We start from the raw sequence: 15,928 nt of genomic DNA on the forward strand, positions 1-15,928 counted from the left end.
CATGCGTAATCGGGAGACCAGGATGGGCAACCGCACCGCAAAATTCTTATCTGCCCTCGTAGGCAGCATCATTGCCGGCGCGCCACTTGCCGCCGTGTCGCAGAACGCATCGACGCCACCGAGCACGGCAAATGCCGCGAGCGACTGCCTTGGCTCGCCAAAGGGCGCCGCGCCGCAGGGCCAGCATTGGCATTATCGCCTCGAGCGCGCGACCAAGCGGCAGTGCTGGTATCTGCGTGCCGAAGGCGGCAAGGCGACTCAAACCGCCCAGGCTACGCCGGATACGCCTGCAGCGGATACGACTGTGCCGCAGCAGCACTCGGTCCAGGACGCGCGCGCCGAATATCTGACGCCGCAGAGCATCGCCACTGTGAAGACGCCTGCACAGGCGGGACCGGCGCCAACGCAACAGGCTGCGAGCCCCGCCGCCGACGTCAACGCTCAGCAGCCCGCCGTCGCCGGGCGCTGGCCCGACGCCACCACGGCGTCCGCCGCGCCCACAGAGCAGCCATCGCCTGCACCGGTCGCGGCCGCTGCGCAGCCGACGACCACGAAGCCGGCGAAGTCCCCTGCTCCGATGGCTCTGGCCGCGGCAGACAGCACCGCCGACAAGCAGACCGGCTCGCTCCAGATGCTGCTGCTCGTGATCGGCGGCGCGCTAACGCTTGCCGGCATCCTCGCCAGCCTCGTCTACCGCTTCGCCGGTGGACGCATCCGCGTCCAGGCCGCCGACCAGCGCCGCGTCAACTGGGACAATTTTGAGCCGCACGATCACGACGATGGCCGTGCGCCCTGGCTCAACGCGTCGCCGCACGCTCGGCAGCCGCGCCCGGTGGATTTCGATGCCGTGCGTCCGCAGCCAGCTCAGCTCAAGACCGCGCAGCTCGCCGCGATTGATCGCGAGATCGATGTGATCGACGAGCGCGTCCCGCAAGCGCACGAAGATACCGCAGAGCTCGACGACGCGGATATCTTCAACGGAGAATTCCAGATCGAGGCCGCGCCGCGGCTCGCGGCCAACGAGGTCGATGACGAAGAGCCGGACGGTCGCGATGAGGATGCGGGAGTCGAGGACGCCATCGACGTCGACGTGATCACGACGATGCTGGAACGGCTGGCGAAGGACGGGCCGCGGCTGACGCAGCCTAACCTTGAAGCTGACCTTGCAGACCCCGCACGAAGCCCACGAGGCCGGTCTGCCGCTCGCGCTTGAGGCGTTCGGCCTTCAGGATCGACTGCACCTCGGCGAAGGCCTCGTCGACGTCGTGGTTGATGACGATGTAGTCGTATTCGGCCCAGTGGCTCATCTCGTGGCTGGCGCGGCTCATGCGCTTGCGGATCACCTCGTCGGAATCCTGCGCGCGCGAATGCAGCCGCTTCTCGAGATCGGCAGCCGAGGGCGGCAGGATGAACACGCTGACGACGTCGGCGCGCGCCTTCTCTCGGAGCTGCTGCGTGCCCTGCCAGTCGATGTCGAACAGCACGTCCTGCCCGGCTGACAGCGCCGCCTCAACCGGCGCACGCGGCGTGCCGTAACTGTTGTCGAACACGGTCGCCCATTCCAGCAGCTGGTCGGCCTTCACCATCGCCTCGAAGGTGGCCTTGTCGACGAACGAATAATCCCTGCCGTCGACCTCGCCCGGCCGCATCGCCCGCGTGGTCGCCGACACCGACATTCGAAGGCCGGGCATACGGTCGATCAACATGCGCGACAGCGTCGTCTTGCCCGCGCCCGACGGCGAGGACAGCACGAACATCAATCCGCGCCGCTCGACACCATCAGTTCCGTGACCGCCAATCGTCATCGATCACTCCAGATTCTGGACCTGCTCGCGGAACTGCTCGACCACGTTCTTCATGGCGAGCCCCGTATTGGTCAGCTCGATGTCGTTCGACTTCGAGCAACAGGTGTTGACCTCGCGGTGAAACTCCTGCGCCAGGAAGTCGAGCTTGCGTCCGACCGGGCCGCCCTTGCCGATCAGCTCGCGCGCCTGCGCGATGTGCGAGGCGATGCGGTCGAGCTCCTCGCGGATGTCGGCCCTGGTCGCAATCAGAATCGCTTCCTGCATCAGGCGGTCGGAATCGAAACGGTCGGAGGTGTCGAGCAGGCTCGCGATCTGCTCGGCGAGCCTCGCCTTGATCGCCTCGGGCTTGCGGCCGGGCGCGGCCTCCGCCTTCTTCGCCAGTTGCTCGACCTCATCCACGCGCTGGATCAGGATCTGCCCGAGCGAGCTCCCCTCACGCTTGCGCATCTCGACGAGTTCGGCGAGCGCCTTGTCGAAGGCGTCCGCAGCGGCAGCGCGCGCGGCCTTGTCCTCCTCCTCGTCGCCCTCGGGCTCGGCGACCTCAATGACACCCTTGATGGCCAAAAGCCCGTCGACGCTCGGCGCGACCGCATCGACCTTGCCGGCGATCACGGCGGCGGCCTTGAGCACGGCGTTGAGCACGTCCTCGTTGACGCGGACGCTGGTGGCCGCATTGGCGCGCTTGACGGTTAGATTGGCGTAGACGGTGCCTCGCGAGAGCAGCTCGGCGGCACGCTTCTTGGCATGAGCCTCGAGCTCGTCGAACCCCTGCGGTAGCCGCACCCTCAGATCAAAGCCCTTGGCGTTGACCGACTTCAATTCCCATTCGAACGTATACGGGCCGCTCGCGCCGTGGCTTCGGGCAAAGCCGGTCATGGACGACAACGCCATCAGGTCAATTTCTCCAGAAGCACGGGATTCGCGCGGCCATCAAGCCACGCGAATCTTAAGACTATTTTGCAGGAAAGTGTAATCCGCAAAGTCCCGCGGGGCAGGTCTGCGCGCAGGCCTAGCGCTGCACCACCGGGGGCGAGGCCTGCACCGCGCCTTGGCGGGCCGGCGGCGGACCCGCGGGGCGAGCGGCCGGCGGCTTTTTTTGCTGGTTGGGCCGCGCCGGCGTGGTCGCCGTCGGCGTATCGGCGGCACCGGGCGCGGCGGCGGCCGGCGGCTGCGCGTCCTCGGCCGGCTCGACCGTGTCGTTCTGGATCTGCTTTTCCATCGCGCGCAGCTTGGCGACGTTCTTCTGATGCGCGTCGTAGGTCTCGGTGAAGGAATGCCCGCCGGTGCCGTCGGCGACGAAATAGAGGTCCCGGGTGCGGGCCGGGTTGGCGGCAGCCTCAAGCGAGGCGCGGCCGGGGTTCGAGATCGGGCCCGGCGGCAGGCCCTCGATCACATAGGTGTTGTAGGGCGAAGGCTGCGTGATCTCGCTGCGCTTGATGGGACGGCCGAGCGTGCCCTTGCCGCCGACGAGGCCATAGATGATCGTGGGATCGGACTGCAGCTTGATCCTCTGCTTCAGGCGATTGACGAACACCGCGGCGACGCGGCTGCGCTCGTCTGGCTTGCCGGTCTCTTTCTCGACGATCGAGGCCAGCGTCACCAATTGCTCCGGACTCTTGACCGGAATGTCCTGACTGCGACGCTCCCAGATCTCGGTCAGCACGCGCTTGTGCGCCTGCTGCATGCGCTGGATCACCTGATCGCGCGGGGTGCCGCGCGGGAACTTGTAGGTCTCGGGCAGCAGCGTGCCTTCGCGCGGCAGCTCACGCACGCTGCCGGTGAATATGTCGTTGTCGGACAGGCGCGCCACGATCTGCTCGGAGGTCAGCCCTTCCGGGATCGTCACGGCATGCTGCACCACCTTGCCCTCGACGATGGTGGCAATGACGTCGCGCAAGGATGCGTTTTTCTGGAACGAGTATTCACCGGGCTTGAGGTCCGAACTCGCCTTCAACGCAGCGACGCTGGCAATGAACGCCCACGGATTGACGTCGGTCACGCCTTCCCGGTTCAGCGTCTCGGCGATATCACGCTTGCCGGCGCGCTGCGGGATGTTGACGATCTTGTCTTCCTTCAGCGGTCCCGGCGCCTCGAGCACCTGTCGACCGTAATAGTACACGCCGCCCGCACCGATCATCGCAATCAGCAGCAGGGTGATGATGGCGTTGCCGACGATCACGAAGGGATTGCGCGCGCGGTCCGATCGCTTCGGCGGCGGCGGGACCTGCTCGGGCTCGAGCGCTGCCCGCGGACTCCGGGGCGAAATGGGCGGCCTTTCACTCATCGAAGCAACCTGAATCCTGCCGGTTCAAATGCGACCCGACAATCGCTTGTCTGGCCAAGTACACGCGCCCACTTGTATGACTATCGCCGAATACGGCAAAACGGTGGATTCGTCGCAAACACAAACTATTGGACCGGACGCCGGAAGATCACCGACGCGTTGGTACCGCCAAAACCGAAAGAATTCGACAACGCGACGTTGACCTCGCGCTTCTTCGCCTTGTGCGGCACGAGATCGATCGCAGTCTCTACCGACGGATTGTCCAGGTTGATGGTCGGCGGCACGACATTATCGCGAATCGCGAGAATGGCGAAGATCGCCTCGATCGCACCGGCCGCACCCAGAAGGTGACCGGTCGACGACTTGGTCGAGGACATCGCGACCTTGGAAGCGGCATTGCCGAGCAGACGTTCGACCGCACCGAGCTCGATCTCGTCACCGAGCGGCGTCGAGGTGCCGTGCGCGTTGATGTAGTCGAGATCGGACGCGGTAAGGCCGGCGCGCTTGAGCGCTGCCGCCATGCTGCGGAAGCCCCCGTCGCCGTCGGGTGACGGCGAGGTGATGTGGTAGGCATCGCCCGAGAGACCGTAGCCGATCACTTCGGCATAGATCTTCGCGCCGCGGCGTTTGGCGTGTTCGAGTTCTTCCAGGACCAGAACGCCGGCGCCCTCGCCCATCACGAAGCCGTCGCGGTCCTTGTCGTAGGGGCGCGAGGCCTTCTCGGGCGTTTCGTTGAAGGCTGTCGAGAGCGCACGCGCGGCGTTGAAGCCGGCAATGCCGATGCGACCGATCGGCGATTCGGCGCCGCCGGCAACCATGACGTCGGCATCGCCGAGCGCGATCAGGCGGGCGGCATCGCCGACGGCGTGAGCGCCGGTCGAGCAGGCCGTGACCACCGAATGGTTCGGCCCCTTCAGCCCATGCTTGATCGAGACATAGCCGGAGGCGAGATTGATCAGGCGTCCCGGAATGAAGAACGGCGAGACCCGGCGCGGCCCGCGTTCCTTCAGCAGGACCGCAGTTTCTGCAATGCCGTTAAGGCCGCCGATGCCGGATCCGATCATGGTGCCGGTGGCGCATTTGTCCTCTTCGGTCTCGGGATGCCAGTTGGCATCGTCGAGCGCCTGGCCGGCTGCGGCCATGCCGAAGATGATGAAGTCGTCGACCTTGCGCTGGTCCTTCGGCTCCATCCAGATATCGGGATTGAAAGTGTCGTTGGTACCGTCGCCGCGCACGACCGTGCAGCCGATCTTGGTCTGAAGATCGGAGACATCGAAGCTCTCGATTTTGCGTGCGCCACTTTGGCCGTCGAGGATGCGTTTCCAGGTCGGCTCGACACCGCAGCCGAGTGGCGAAACCATGCCAAGACCCGTGACGACAACCCGCCTCATATCCGAAAACTCCGCATCGAAACATTCACGGCCAATAACAAGAAACCGGCTGACCGCTGTTGGGCGGTCCGTCCGGTTTCAATGTTGTCCCCGCGAAAATGAAGAGCCTTAGCTCTTCGCGTTCTTCTCGAGAAACTTGGTGGCGTCGCCGACGGTGAGAATCGTTTCCGCGGCATCGTCCGGAATCTCGCAACCGAATTCCTCTTCGAACGCCATCACCAGCTCGACGGTGTCCAGACTGTCGGCGCCGAGGTCGTCGATGAAGCTCGCAGCATCGACAACCTTCTCGGGTTCAACACCAAGGTGTTCGACCACGATCTTCTTAACCCGCTCGCCAATCTCACTCATTGCATAACCTCGTGTTGTTCCCTGTAGACCCGACCCCCCGGGACGATACGAGCCGTCGTGGTCGTTGACTGCCTTCGCTTACGAACTTTGATTTGGCCCCATCCTAACCGATGCAGGCCCGGCGAATGACGGCCAAGGCTCCGCATCGCCAATATACAGGGTTTCAAAAACCTGCAATGGCGTTCTTTGCCCATCCGTTGAAGGTCCGGTTATCATACTTCAATTGCGTTGACTACAAGCCTCATTTCGCTCCGGAAACGGCCGTTTGCCGCATTCCGCGCCGCCAAGGGGGCGGTGCGGCATGAGGCGTCAGATCATGGCCATGCCGCCGTTGACGTGGATGGTTTGGCCGGTGACATAGGCCGCTTCGTTCGAACTCAGGTAGACGGCGGCCGCCGCGATGTCCTCGGGCGTGCCCAAGCGATTGGCCGGAACCTTGGTCAGAATCGTTTCGCGCTGCTTGTCGTTGAGCGCATCGGTCATCGGCGTCTTGATGAAGCCGGGAGCGATGCAGTTCGCGGTGACGCCGCGCTTGGCGTATTCGGCACCCAACGTCTTGATCATGCCGATCAGGCCCGCCTTCGACGCGGTATAATTGCCCTGCCCCGGGTTGCCGGTGACGCCGACCACCGAGGTGATGGCGATGATGCGGCCGAAGCGCTTGCGCATCATCAATTTGGTGGCGGCGCGGGCAAGCCGGAAGGTCGAAGTCAAATTGATGTTGATGACCTCCTCCCAGTCCTCGTCACGGAGCTGCACGAAGAGATTGTCGCGGGTGATGCCGGCATTGGCGACGAGGATGTCGACCTGTCCCATCGCCGCCTCCGCAGCGGGCACCAGCGCCTCGACCTCTTCGGCCTTGGAGAGATTGCAGGGCAACACATGGGTGCGCTCGCCGAGCTTGCCGGCAAGCTCATCCAGCACTTCCTTGCGCGTCCCTGATATCGCAACGGTGGCGCCCTGCGCGTGCAGCGCCTGTGCGATCGCGCCGCCGATGCCGCCGGTTGCGCCGGTAACGAGCGCCTTTTTGCCAGTCAGATCGAACATCGATAACTCCTCCAAGGCACGATCCGGAAAAATGCGCAGCGGTTCTCCGAAAGGATCGTGCGTCAACTAAAGAACTCGATCGCGACGACGAATCATCGCGCGTCAGGCCTGCTTCGCAGCGGCCAATGCATCCTTGGCGGCAGCAATGTCGTTGGGACCACCGACCGCAACGCCAATGGCACCGTCCGCAATACGCTTGACGAGGCCGGTCAGCACCTTGCCGGCACCGATCTCGAAGAAACGGGTGACGCCCTGCTCCGCCATATAGGCAACCGACTCGCGCCAGCGCACGGTGCCCGTGACCTGCTCGACCAGGCGGCGGCGGATCTCGTCGGGATCGGTGATCGCGCTCGCCAGCACGTTCGACACCAGCGGGGCCGCCGGGGCCTTGATCGCGACCCCGGCCAGCGCCTCCGCCATCGCGTCGGCAGCCGGCTGCATCAGCTTGCAATGGAACGGTGCGGACACCGGCAGCAACATTGCGCGCTTGGCGCCCTTGGTTTTGGCGATCTCGACGGCGCGATCGACCGCGGCCTTGTCGCCGGAGACGACCACTTGCCCGCCGCCATTGTCGTTGGCTGCCTGGCAGACCTGCCCCTGCGCGGCCTCGTCCGCCACCGCCACGGCGGCCTCGTAGTCGAGGCCGAGCAGAGCGGCCATCGCACCGACGCCGACCGGAACGGCTTTTTGCATTGCGAGACCGCGGATGCGAAGCAGCCGCGCGGTGTCGGAAATCGTCAGGCTGCCGGCCGCAGCCAGCGCCGAATATTCACCGAGCGAGTGGCCGGCGACGAAGGCCGCATCCCGCCCCACGGAAAACCCGGCTTCGGCCTCCAGCACGCGTAGGGTGGCGACGGACACCGCCATCAGGGCCGGCTGGGCGTTTTGGGTGAGCTGGAGGGTTTCGGCCGGACCATCCCAGATGGTCGCCGTCAGCTTCTCCCCCAGCGCGGCATCGACCTCGTCGAACACGGCGCGCGCCACCGGAAAGGCATCCGCCAAGGCCTTGCCCATGCCGACCGCCTGGGAACCCTGCCCCGGAAATGTGAATGCTGCCGTCATCGGGGCTCCCTGCTTGTCGGGCGTGATCTCTGCGAGAACCGGCAGCCGATTACGCACGGCCGTAGGCCATGGTTCCGGATCATGCTCCAAAGGGGGCCGTAGACACTGTCCGGGGCGGGAATGTCAAGCCAAGATAGGAACTTCGACCAGCATTCAACCGGGGAAACGGATCCCTAGAATCCGCCGGCCGTCTGGTTGGCGTCGACCTCGGACCCCGCCTGCGCGCGGCGCGCGCTGTTGACCAATTGCCCCGGTCGGTCATCCCGGTTCGGCTTCGCGGTCGCAAGCCGCAGCACGGCCGCGTAGCTCGGTTGCACCTCCATGCGGCTCGCGTGCCGGCTTTGGCTCAGCAGGCGATGAACCTTGGGCAGATTGTAGCAGGGCACATAGAACAAGAGATGATGTTCGAGGTGGTAGTTCACGTAGTATGGCGCGATGAACAGACGCTCGAGGAAATTGGCGTAGGTGGTGCGGGTGTTACGCAAGGGATCGCTGCTGTCGGGCACGACCGCGTGCTCGGCAATGTTGCGGATGCGGGTGATCACCATCATCCAGGTCAGGAGCGGCACCAGCCATAGCAGCGGATAGGCCCACCACACGCCGGCCGCCGTGAGCGCTGCGAACATCGCGCCATTGACCAGACATTGCGGGCCGAGCTTCTCCCAAAAATGCGCCGCGCGCTGTCGCAACGGCCAGTCCTTCGGCCCCAGCGCATTGAGCAACTGCGCCTTGCGCTGCTGGTAGCCGGTCTGCCCTGTGAGGTCGCGAAAGAACTTGCGGCGATAGCTCAGCTTCGTGATGGGAAACGGCGCCGACAGCACGAGATCGGGATCATCCTCCTGCTGCGTGCGCGCATGATGCTGAAGGTGATAGCGCCGGTAGCTGCGCGTCTCCGCAAACAGAGGATAGGCGCAGAACCACTGGCTTAGAGTCAAATTGGTTTTCTCGTCGGCGGACAGGCAGCCATGCGCGCCGTCATGCATGAGGATCGCGAGCCCGAGCTGGCGCGAGCCGATGATGGCGACGGCGAAGATGTAGGTGATCGGGTTGGGCCACCACGCGACCAGGGCGATTGCCGCGATGATGAGCGCCCAGGCGTGCGCGATCAGCGCGACGCCTTTCCAGGTCACGCGCTGGCGCACGTCGGCAAGCTGGTTGTCGGTCAGGAAATCGCGGGCACGCATGCGTAGCGCAGTCATGGCCTAACTCTCCTCATTCGAATTGCTCGACGCGTCGCGCGCGTCGACGAGGCGCAGGCGCGCCGCGTCATGATCGGATTTCGCCTGTTCACCCAGCACGCGCAGCATCTCGGCGCACAGCGCCTCGGGCGAACGGCCCATCGCGTAGCCCTCGAGGATGACGCCGATGGCGACGGCCCAGAACCGCCGCGAACTCTCATCGGGCGCGCGCAGGGAGCGCCAGCCGTGCCGCGCGACCTGGCTCGCATAGGCTCGCGCACCCTCACTGTGCAGGCGCTCAATGGTGCGCTCGACCAGCGGCGCGAGATCCTGGCGCCGCCGCGTCAGCGTCAGCGCCTCAGCGAAGAAGACCACCGAATCGCTCGTCGTGACGGTCTCGGCCAGCGCGTGGGTATAATCCTGCGGCGTGCGCGCCTTCAGCGCCGCCTGCTCGGTCGCTCGCGCCAGGTACAGCAGCTCGCGGCAGGCGCATTCGACGAACAGCGCCTCCTTGGTGCGGAAGTAATAGGTGATCTGGCTCGGGAACGCGTTCGCAGCGGCTGCGATGTCGGTGATCGCCGTGCCCGACAGCCCCCGCTCCCGAAACAGCGGGCTCGCGGCATCCAGCAGCAGCGAGCGCATTTTGCGGCCGGCCGGCCGCGTGGCGCGGGTGGCGTGCTTGGGGTCGCCTGCCGCCTCGAGCGGCTCGTGGGCCGGCTTTTCTGCCATTGGGGTTCGCTCCCGTCAGATTTGTTTGTATGATATACAAACAAACAAATCAAGCCGGTATGGTGGTCCGCGGTGGATCCAGCCGCCCGCATCGGGACCATCCGCGCCAAAACGCCCGCCTGCAACCTTGCCAGAAACCTTGCCAGAAACCTTGCCAAGTCAGCCGAAATCCGTATAACGCGCCCATCCGCAGACCCCGGCCGGGAGCTGAACGGACGGTCTCAGCAAATCATTCGCGATTTTGGTGTGGCAGGGCCAGTCGGCCCGTCGTCCCGTGTTTCCGCCTTCTGAGCTTAATCCCAGAGTCCTTTCCGAAGGCCTCTTAAGGGCTTGACGCCGGGCGATGCGCCAACATGAGGAAAGGACTTCCATGGCTCTCTATGAGCATGTTTTTCTCGCGCGCCAAGACGCGAGCACGCAGCAGGTCGAAGAGCTGACTGCGCAGATGACCGGCATCGTCGAGGGTCTCGGCGGCAAGGTCACCAAGACCGAGAATTGGGGCGTACGCTCCCTCACCTACCGCATGAACAAGAACCGCAAGGCGCATTTCGTGCTGCTCAACATCGACGCGCCGTCCGCGGCGATCGCCGAGATCGAGCGCCAGGAGCGCATCAGCGAAGACGTGATCCGCTATCTCAGCGTCCGCGTCGAGGAGCTCGAGGAAGGCCCGTCCGCGATGATGCGCAAGGCCGACCGTGACCGCGAGCGTGACGACCGTGGCGGCGGCTTCCGTGGCGATCGCGAAGGCGGTGGCTTCCGTGGCGACCGCGAGGGTGGTTTCCGTGGTGGCGACCGTGAAGGTGGCGGCTTCCGCGGTGACCGCGGTCCGCGCCGTCCGCGCGAAGACGCTGAAACCACCACCACCACCACGACGGATGGGGAGTAAGAACAATGGCTGAAGCTGGTGCACGCCGCCCGTTTTTCCGTCGCCGCAAAAGCTGCCCGTTCACGGGCGCGAATGCTCCGAAGATCGACTACAAGGACTCCAAGCTGCTGATGCGTTACGTCTCCGAGCGCGGCAAGATCGTGCCGAGCCGCATCACCGCGGTGTCCGCGAAGAAGCAGCGTGAGCTTGCCCGCGCCATCAAGCGCGCGCGGTTCCTGGGCCTGCTGCCCTACGTCATTCGCTAAGACGAATTCGGCCGGCGGCGACATCGCCGCCGGCCGAGCTACCTAGTTTCTCATAAGGCTTCCGGGTCGTCCGGTCGCCGATGGTTGGGGCGAGATGCCTCTAACCGCTCGAAGGGAGCGGGACAGCTGATGATGGCCTTTGGACTGATAGCCCTGATCGCCGGCGCTGCGTCGGCCCTGATGTTCGCCTCGATCGCTTCGGGCGCGCTGATCTCGCTCGTCCTGTTCTATCTCGCACCGCTGCCGCTGATGGTCGCTTCCATCGGCTGGGGACCGCTTTGCGCGAGCCTCGGCGGCATCGCCGCCGCGGTTGGCCTCGGCGCGCTGTTCGGCCTGCCCTACTGCATTGCCTTCGCCGTCACCGTCGCATTGCCCGCCTGGTGGCTCGGCCATCTCGTCCTGCTCAGCCGGCAGGCCGGACCCGCCGCGCCGAAGCCCGCCGCCGAGCCGCCCACTGAGCCTGTGCTCGAGTGGTATCCGGTCGGCCGCATCCTGCTGTGGATCGCGGGCTTCGCCACACTGACCACGCTCGCCGCCCTGCTCACGCTCGGCACCGACGCCGAGACCATCACCGGCACGCTGCGCCGTGGCCTGATGCGCCTCCTCCGCGCCGCCGACCCGCAGACCTCCGGCGAGACCGACCAATTCGTCGACGCACTGGTGCGGATCGTGCCGGCCGCTGCCACCATCGTCGCGATGATGACGCTGACCCTCAACCTCTGGCTCAGCACCAAGGTGACGGCGACGTCGGGCCGGCTGCGACGCCCCTGGCCGGACCTGATGACGGCGGAGTTGCCGCCGATGACGCTCGTGGCGCTCTGCATCGCGCTCGCCTTCTGCTTCACCGGCGGACTGCTTGCGATCGTGGCGCAGATCGCGGCGGCGGCGCTGATGATGGGATATGCGCTGACCGGCTTTGCCGTGCTGCACACGCTGACGCTGGCGCTGAAGAGCCGCACCTTCTGGCTCGGCTCGACCTACGCCGTCGTGGTCGTGTTCGGATGGCCCGTCATGGCGATGGTGATCCTCGGCCTCGCGGATGCCGTGTTCGGCCTCCGCGAACGCTTCCTTCGTACGCGCCAGCCACCGCCGCTGCCGACATCTTGAGTTCAAATCCGAAAGTTCAAGTTCGAAATTCCAACTCACTCAACACATCAAAGGAGAACGAATATGGAAGTCATTTTGCTGGAACGCGTCAACAAGCTCGGTCACATGGGCGAAGTCGTGAAGGTTCGCGACGGCTATGCCCGCAATTTCCTGCTCAAGCGCGGCAAGGCGCTGCGCGCCACCGCCGACAACCGTGCCAAGTACGACGGCATGAAGGCCGAGCTCGAGGCTCGCAACCTTGAGTCCAAGGGCGAGGCGTCCAAGGTCGCCGAGAAGATCCAGGGCAAGAACATCATCGTGATCCGTCAGGCTTCGGAAGCCGGCCAGCTGTTCGGCTCGGTCAACGTGCGCGACATCGTCGTGGCGTTCGAAGCTGACGGTGTTTCACTGTCCCGCCCGCAGGTTCAGCTCGACGCGCCGATCAAGACCATCGGCAAGCACACCATCACGGTCGCCATCCACCCCGAGGTCGAGATCGAGATCAGTGTCACCGTGGCGCGCAGCCAGGACGAGGCCGAGCGCATCAACCGCGGCGAGGACATCTCGAGCCGGAACGAAGACCGGGATGCTGCGGCCGAAGCGATCGCAGCTGCCGGCGAGTTCTTCGATCCGGAAGCCCAGCAGGACGACGCCGAGCCGGCGCCGGCTGCGGAAGAGACCGAGAAATAAGCCTCGCATTCGCGCAAGGCTTTCGAAGCCCGGTCGCCTCAGGCGGCCGGGCTTTTCGTTTTGGCGGCAACGTCCTCGCTCAGCATCGCGATCGACGCGAGCACCGTTGCCGGTTGCTTCTCGACGCCGTCGGTGACGCAGAAAACGTCGGCTGCGACCACGGAGACCTGACGCTCCGCGTGGTCACCCTCGCCCGGCAGATGCTTCTTGCCGGCCGCGGGCGACAACAGATTGGGCTTGTACCCAAAACGACGAAGGCCGCGCGAGAGCGCGGCCTTCGCATGTCGCAATATATGGTCGCTTATCGCGAAATCGGCGGCGTCGGCGGACCGGACGATTCGGCTGGCGGCGGTGGGGCCGCAGCGGTTGCGGGCGGCGCGGGCTCCTGCGACTTCGCTGGCGGTTCGGACCTCGCGGCGGGCTTGGGGGCGGCGTCTTCCGCCGCCTTGGGCGCAGCTGGCTCGGCGGGCTTCGCGGCGGACGGCGCCGCCGGCGTCACCTGCGGCACTGGATCGGGCCGCAACGCCGGAGCCTCGCTGCCGCGCGGCTCAACCTTGGCACTTTCCGGCTTGGCCTCGGCGGGCTTCTCGGACGGCTTGCTGCCTTCAGATTTGCTGCCTTCGGATTTAGCCTCGCCGGAATCCCCCTTCGCAGTCTCGGGCTTTGTTTCGACCTTCGGCTCGGTCTTCTTGTCGTCTGCCGTGGGCGCCGCGGCATCGACCTTCGGTGCCTCATCACTTCCCGGCTTGCCACGCTTGCCGAGACGCTTGGCCTTGCGCCCTTCGGGTGCAGCCTGGCCCTCGGGCTTCGCGCCTTCCTTCGTTCCTTCTTCGGCCGGCCGCGCGGCGCGTTTCTGACGCGCGCCCTCGGCCGCGGGAGGGGCACCCTCGCCTTCCGGCTTGGCGGACTCCTGGGAACGTTGGCGGCGACCCTGACGTTCAGGGGACTGCGCCGGATTGGTATTGGCTTCCTTGTCCTTATCCTTGGCGCCGTCCTTCTTGTCCTTGCCGTCCTTGGCTTGGTAGCGGGTGTCGGTGGCTCCGTTGGAGACGAGATAGGAGGCGAGCACGCCGGCCATGTCGGAGCTGGTCGTGTAATGCTGGCGCAGGAAGCCCGGCAGTGAGCCCGACGCCACCGTTTTCAACAGGCCGCGCGGGCTCTTGTGACATGCATTGCAGGTCTGCGCGAAAAGCTGGGATGGGGCCTTGCCGGCCTCGAGGTTCGTCGCCTGCGCGAGAACGGTATCGGTCGCGCCGAAGCCGATCAGAAGCAAGATCGTCGCGAGGCTGAGCGCTCGGCTCGACATTCCCATCATCTCCATTGAATTCCGAGAGGTGCAGCCGGTAGGCGGCGCCGCGGCGGGTCACCTTTTATCCGATTGAGCCGCGAATGGAAGCAGCCTGCGCGCGCAAGGATGTGATTAAGCGGTTTTGGAATATCCGCTTTGAGCACAGCGCAATAGCGGGCCCGGGACACCTCCCTAGATCTAGATGCAAACGCATAGGAACCGCCGAGATGCCCGGGCGTAGGGTGTGAAAGGCCGGGTTGGTCGCATCTCTTCGGGTCCGCTCGAGAGGATGGGTGCCGATGGATCGATTGTTGCGTCAATTCCTGTCTCAATTCATCCGCCGCGGGTCGATGACGGTGACCACGGCGAAGGGCTCGAAGTTCACCGTCGGCGACGGCTCGGGCAAACCGGTCGCAGTCCGCTTCGTCACCGCGGACGCAGAGCGGAAGATCCTCGTCAATCCCGAACTCGGGCTTGGCGAGGCCTACATGGACGGCGAGTTCGTCGTCGAGCGCGGCACCATAGCTGATGCCCTCGCGATCCTGCTCGATCAGCCCGACCTATTGCCGCACTGGGCAAAACCCTGGTGGCACCTGCGCTATCTGGTGCGGCACCTGAAGCAGTTCAATCCGCGCCCGCGCTCCCGCAGCAACGTCGCACACCATTACGATCTCGATGCAAGGCTCTATTCGCTCTTCCTCGACGCCGACAAGCAATACAGCTGCGCCTATTTCGAGACGCCGGAGAGCACGCTCGACGATGCGCAGCTCGCCAAGAAACGGCACGTCGCCGCAAAGCTGCTCGTCAAGAGCGGCCAGCGCGTGCTCGACATCGGCTCGGGCTGGGGTGGACTTGGGCTCTATCTCGCCGAGATCGCAGGTGCTGACGTCACCGGCATAACGCTGTCGACCGAGCAGTTGCAGATCGCCAATACGCGCGCAGCCGAAAAGGGCCTGACCAGATCGGCCAAATTCCTGCTTCAGGACTATCGCGACATCGCCGGCCCGTTCGACCGCATCGTCTCAGTCGGCATGCTGGAGCATGTCGGCGCGCGCTTCTACGACACCTACTTCCAGCGCTGCGCCGAACTGCTGGACAAGGACGGCGTCATGTTGCTGCACTCGATCGGTCGTTCGCAGGGCCCGGACTCCACCAATCCGTGGATCGCCAAATACATATTTCCCGGCGGCTACATCCCTGCTCTTTCGGAGGTGCTGCCGGCGATCGAGCGGGCCGGCCTGCTGATCTGCGACATCGAGATACTGCGCCTGCATTACGCCGAAACGCTGAAGGCATGGCGCGAGCGCTTCATGGCGCGACGCGAAGAAGCCGTGCAGCTATATGACGAGCGCTTCGCGCTGATGTGGGAATTTTATCTGGCAGCCAGCGAGATGACGTTCCGCAAGCAGGATATGATGAACTTCCAAATTCAACTCACCCGGCGTCAGGGCGTCGTGCCGATGACACGCAACTACATCGCGCGTGAAGAAGCCCGGCTGCGGGCCGTCGAGGCCGGCGCCAAGCCGAGGCTGAAGCTGGCTGGTGAATAAGTCTTAGTGGCGCAGGGTCGAAATCGGAGCGGACCGGAAAGAGGCCGTTAAGGCCAATTGCATCCGCAGTGCCTTCAGGATTTCGGGGGCGACCGGCTCCCGACGCACTTCCGGCCTCGCAGGGTGCTCCATGGCCGCGATCAGCCCCGACAGCCAAAGTCGGCTGCCTGCTTCGCTTTGCCAATTCCGGGGCTGCCGTTCTGGCCGCATCGCTTGCCTCGTTCCCTGGTGGCAGGTCGGAGACAACCTCCCGCCCGCTTGCCTGTTCCGGCTGTACCCCCGAAAGAATCCGGGGAGATGTGATCTGCTTCACATAAGTCTCGTCGGCCCTGGCTTAGA

16 protein-coding genes and 1 pseudogene are annotated in these 15,928 nt (G+C 65.0%); 6 read left to right on the forward strand and 11 right to left on the reverse strand.

Annotated features, from left to right (window positions below; all coding sequences use genetic code 11):
- Positions 1–22: 22 nt before the first annotated feature.
- A complete protein-coding gene (locus ACVIN2_RS04580; RefSeq protein ID WP_456764661.1) occupies positions 23–1,213 on the forward strand; it encodes a hypothetical protein in 1,191 nt (396 codons plus the stop codon).
- Here ACVIN2_RS04580 and gmk read toward each other — a convergent pair.
- The 9 genes from gmk to ACVIN2_RS04625 form a co-directional block, all read right to left on the reverse strand.
- The gene (gmk, locus tag ACVIN2_RS04585) at positions 1,146–1,805 is read right to left on the reverse strand and encodes a guanylate kinase (RefSeq protein WP_456764662.1); all 660 of its coding nucleotides are present in this window, start codon (positions 1,803–1,805) and stop codon (positions 1,146–1,148) included. The genes ACVIN2_RS04580 and gmk overlap by 68 nt on opposite strands.
- 3 nt (positions 1,806–1,808) lie before the next feature.
- Positions 1,809–2,696 carry a YicC/YloC family endoribonuclease gene (locus tag ACVIN2_RS04590; RefSeq protein ID WP_027517522.1) on the reverse strand — a complete coding sequence of 296 codons (888 nt, stop codon included), beginning with the start codon at positions 2,694–2,696 and terminating at the stop codon, positions 1,809–1,811.
- Between the two features lie 118 nt (positions 2,697–2,814).
- Positions 2,815–4,089, reverse strand: a complete 1,275-nt coding sequence (gene mltG, locus ACVIN2_RS04595) for an endolytic transglycosylase MltG (RefSeq protein ID WP_007609326.1) — start codon at positions 4,087–4,089, stop codon at positions 2,815–2,817.
- A 125-nt stretch (positions 4,090–4,214) separates the two neighbouring features.
- On the reverse strand, positions 4,215–5,480 hold the full coding sequence (gene fabF / locus ACVIN2_RS04600) for a beta-ketoacyl-ACP synthase II (RefSeq protein WP_456764663.1): 1,266 nt from the start codon (positions 5,478–5,480) through the stop codon (positions 4,215–4,217).
- A gap of 108 nt (positions 5,481–5,588) precedes the next feature.
- Entirely contained in the window at positions 5,589–5,828 is a 240-nt protein-coding gene (locus ACVIN2_RS04605) for an acyl carrier protein (protein ID WP_006020277.1), read from the reverse strand.
- A gap of 309 nt (positions 5,829–6,137) precedes the next feature.
- The gene (gene fabG / locus ACVIN2_RS04610; RefSeq protein WP_456764664.1) at positions 6,138–6,875 is read right to left on the reverse strand and encodes a 3-oxoacyl-[acyl-carrier-protein] reductase; all 738 of its coding nucleotides are present in this window, start codon (positions 6,873–6,875) and stop codon (positions 6,138–6,140) included.
- A 102-nt stretch (positions 6,876–6,977) separates the two neighbouring features.
- Positions 6,978–7,937, reverse strand: coding sequence for an ACP S-malonyltransferase (gene fabD / locus ACVIN2_RS04615; RefSeq protein WP_456764665.1), 960 nt, complete (start codon positions 7,935–7,937; stop codon positions 6,978–6,980).
- Between the two features lie 173 nt (positions 7,938–8,110).
- Positions 8,111–9,136 carry a fatty acid desaturase family protein gene (locus ACVIN2_RS04620; RefSeq protein ID WP_456764666.1) on the reverse strand — a complete coding sequence of 342 codons (1,026 nt, stop codon included), beginning with the start codon at positions 9,134–9,136 and terminating at the stop codon, positions 8,111–8,113.
- Between the two features lie 3 nt (positions 9,137–9,139).
- Entirely contained in the window at positions 9,140–9,844 is a 705-nt protein-coding gene (locus ACVIN2_RS04625) for a TetR/AcrR family transcriptional regulator C-terminal domain-containing protein (RefSeq protein ID WP_456764667.1), read from the reverse strand.
- A 370-nt stretch (positions 9,845–10,214) separates the two neighbouring features.
- Here ACVIN2_RS04625 and rpsF point away from each other — a divergent pair, with 370 nt between their 5' ends.
- From rpsF to rplI, 4 genes are all read left to right on the forward strand, one after another.
- Positions 10,215–10,730 (forward strand): 30S ribosomal protein S6, encoded by a 516-nt coding sequence (gene rpsF / locus ACVIN2_RS04630; protein ID WP_085352909.1) that lies wholly within the window; start codon positions 10,215–10,217, stop codon positions 10,728–10,730.
- A gap of 5 nt (positions 10,731–10,735) precedes the next feature.
- Positions 10,736–10,975 carry a 30S ribosomal protein S18 gene (gene rpsR, locus ACVIN2_RS04635; RefSeq protein WP_007592020.1) on the forward strand — a complete coding sequence of 80 codons (240 nt, stop codon included), beginning with the start codon at positions 10,736–10,738 and terminating at the stop codon, positions 10,973–10,975.
- Between the two features lie 129 nt (positions 10,976–11,104).
- Entirely contained in the window at positions 11,105–12,082 is a 978-nt protein-coding gene (locus ACVIN2_RS04640; protein ID WP_456764668.1) for a DUF2232 domain-containing protein, read from the forward strand.
- Positions 12,083–12,145: 63 nt separating this feature from the next.
- Positions 12,146–12,751 carry a 50S ribosomal protein L9 gene (gene rplI / locus ACVIN2_RS04645; protein WP_007592024.1) on the forward strand — a complete coding sequence of 202 codons (606 nt, stop codon included), beginning with the start codon at positions 12,146–12,148 and terminating at the stop codon, positions 12,749–12,751.
- A 38-nt stretch (positions 12,752–12,789) separates the two neighbouring features.
- Here the strand turns inward: rplI and ACVIN2_RS04650 are convergent.
- Both ACVIN2_RS04650 and ACVIN2_RS04655 read right to left on the reverse strand, forming a co-directional pair.
- Positions 12,790–13,026, reverse strand: a pseudogene (locus tag ACVIN2_RS04650) (PaaI family thioesterase); the annotation flags it as partial.
- A gap of 26 nt (positions 13,027–13,052) precedes the next feature.
- The gene (locus tag ACVIN2_RS04655) at positions 13,053–14,057 is read right to left on the reverse strand and encodes a hypothetical protein (RefSeq protein WP_456764669.1); all 1,005 of its coding nucleotides are present in this window, start codon (positions 14,055–14,057) and stop codon (positions 13,053–13,055) included.
- A gap of 281 nt (positions 14,058–14,338) precedes the next feature.
- Between ACVIN2_RS04655 and ACVIN2_RS04660 the strand changes: the two genes are divergently transcribed.
- The gene (locus tag ACVIN2_RS04660; RefSeq protein WP_456764670.1) at positions 14,339–15,589 is read left to right on the forward strand and encodes a class I SAM-dependent methyltransferase; all 1,251 of its coding nucleotides are present in this window, start codon (positions 14,339–14,341) and stop codon (positions 15,587–15,589) included.
- Positions 15,590–15,928 lie beyond the last annotated feature (339 nt).

The sequence above is a fragment of the Bradyrhizobium sp. USDA 3650 genome (genome assembly GCF_054057395.1).

What these genes read in the sequence shown, in the direction of transcription:
- fabD (WP_456764665.1), bottom strand. Translation starts at nt 7,937, where the DNA reads ATGACGGCAGCATTCACATTTCCGGGGCAGGGTTCCCAGGCGGTCGGC.
- gmk (WP_456764662.1), bottom strand. Translation starts at nt 1,805, where the DNA reads ATGACGATTGGCGGTCACGGAACTGATGGTGTCGAGCGGCGCGGATTG.
- ACVIN2_RS04625 (WP_456764667.1), bottom strand. Translation starts at nt 9,844, where the DNA reads ATGGCAGAAAAGCCGGCCCACGAGCCGCTCGAGGCGGCAGGCGACCCC.
- ACVIN2_RS04605 (WP_006020277.1), bottom strand. Translation starts at nt 5,828, where the DNA reads ATGAGTGAGATTGGCGAGCGGGTTAAGAAGATCGTGGTCGAACACCTT.
- fabG (WP_456764664.1), bottom strand. Translation starts at nt 6,875, where the DNA reads ATGTTCGATCTGACTGGCAAAAAGGCGCTCGTTACCGGCGCAACCGGC.
- rplI (WP_007592024.1), top strand. Translation starts at nt 12,146, where the DNA reads ATGGAAGTCATTTTGCTGGAACGCGTCAACAAGCTCGGTCACATGGGC.
- ACVIN2_RS04590 (WP_027517522.1), bottom strand. Translation starts at nt 2,696, where the DNA reads ATGGCGTTGTCGTCCATGACCGGCTTTGCCCGAAGCCACGGCGCGAGC.
- rpsF (WP_085352909.1), top strand. Translation starts at nt 10,215, where the DNA reads ATGGCTCTCTATGAGCATGTTTTTCTCGCGCGCCAAGACGCGAGCACG.
- ACVIN2_RS04640 (WP_456764668.1), top strand. Translation starts at nt 11,105, where the DNA reads ATGATGGCCTTTGGACTGATAGCCCTGATCGCCGGCGCTGCGTCGGCC.
- ACVIN2_RS04660 (WP_456764670.1), top strand. Translation starts at nt 14,339, where the DNA reads ATGGATCGATTGTTGCGTCAATTCCTGTCTCAATTCATCCGCCGCGGG.
- ACVIN2_RS04580 (WP_456764661.1), top strand. Translation starts at nt 23, where the DNA reads ATGGGCAACCGCACCGCAAAATTCTTATCTGCCCTCGTAGGCAGCATC.
- ACVIN2_RS04655 (WP_456764669.1), bottom strand. Translation starts at nt 14,057, where the DNA reads ATGTCGAGCCGAGCGCTCAGCCTCGCGACGATCTTGCTTCTGATCGGC.
- ACVIN2_RS04620 (WP_456764666.1), bottom strand. Translation starts at nt 9,136, where the DNA reads ATGACTGCGCTACGCATGCGTGCCCGCGATTTCCTGACCGACAACCAG.
- rpsR (WP_007592020.1), top strand. Translation starts at nt 10,736, where the DNA reads ATGGCTGAAGCTGGTGCACGCCGCCCGTTTTTCCGTCGCCGCAAAAGC.
- fabF (WP_456764663.1), bottom strand. Translation starts at nt 5,480, where the DNA reads ATGAGGCGGGTTGTCGTCACGGGTCTTGGCATGGTTTCGCCACTCGGC.
- mltG (WP_007609326.1), bottom strand. Translation starts at nt 4,089, where the DNA reads ATGAGTGAAAGGCCGCCCATTTCGCCCCGGAGTCCGCGGGCAGCGCTC.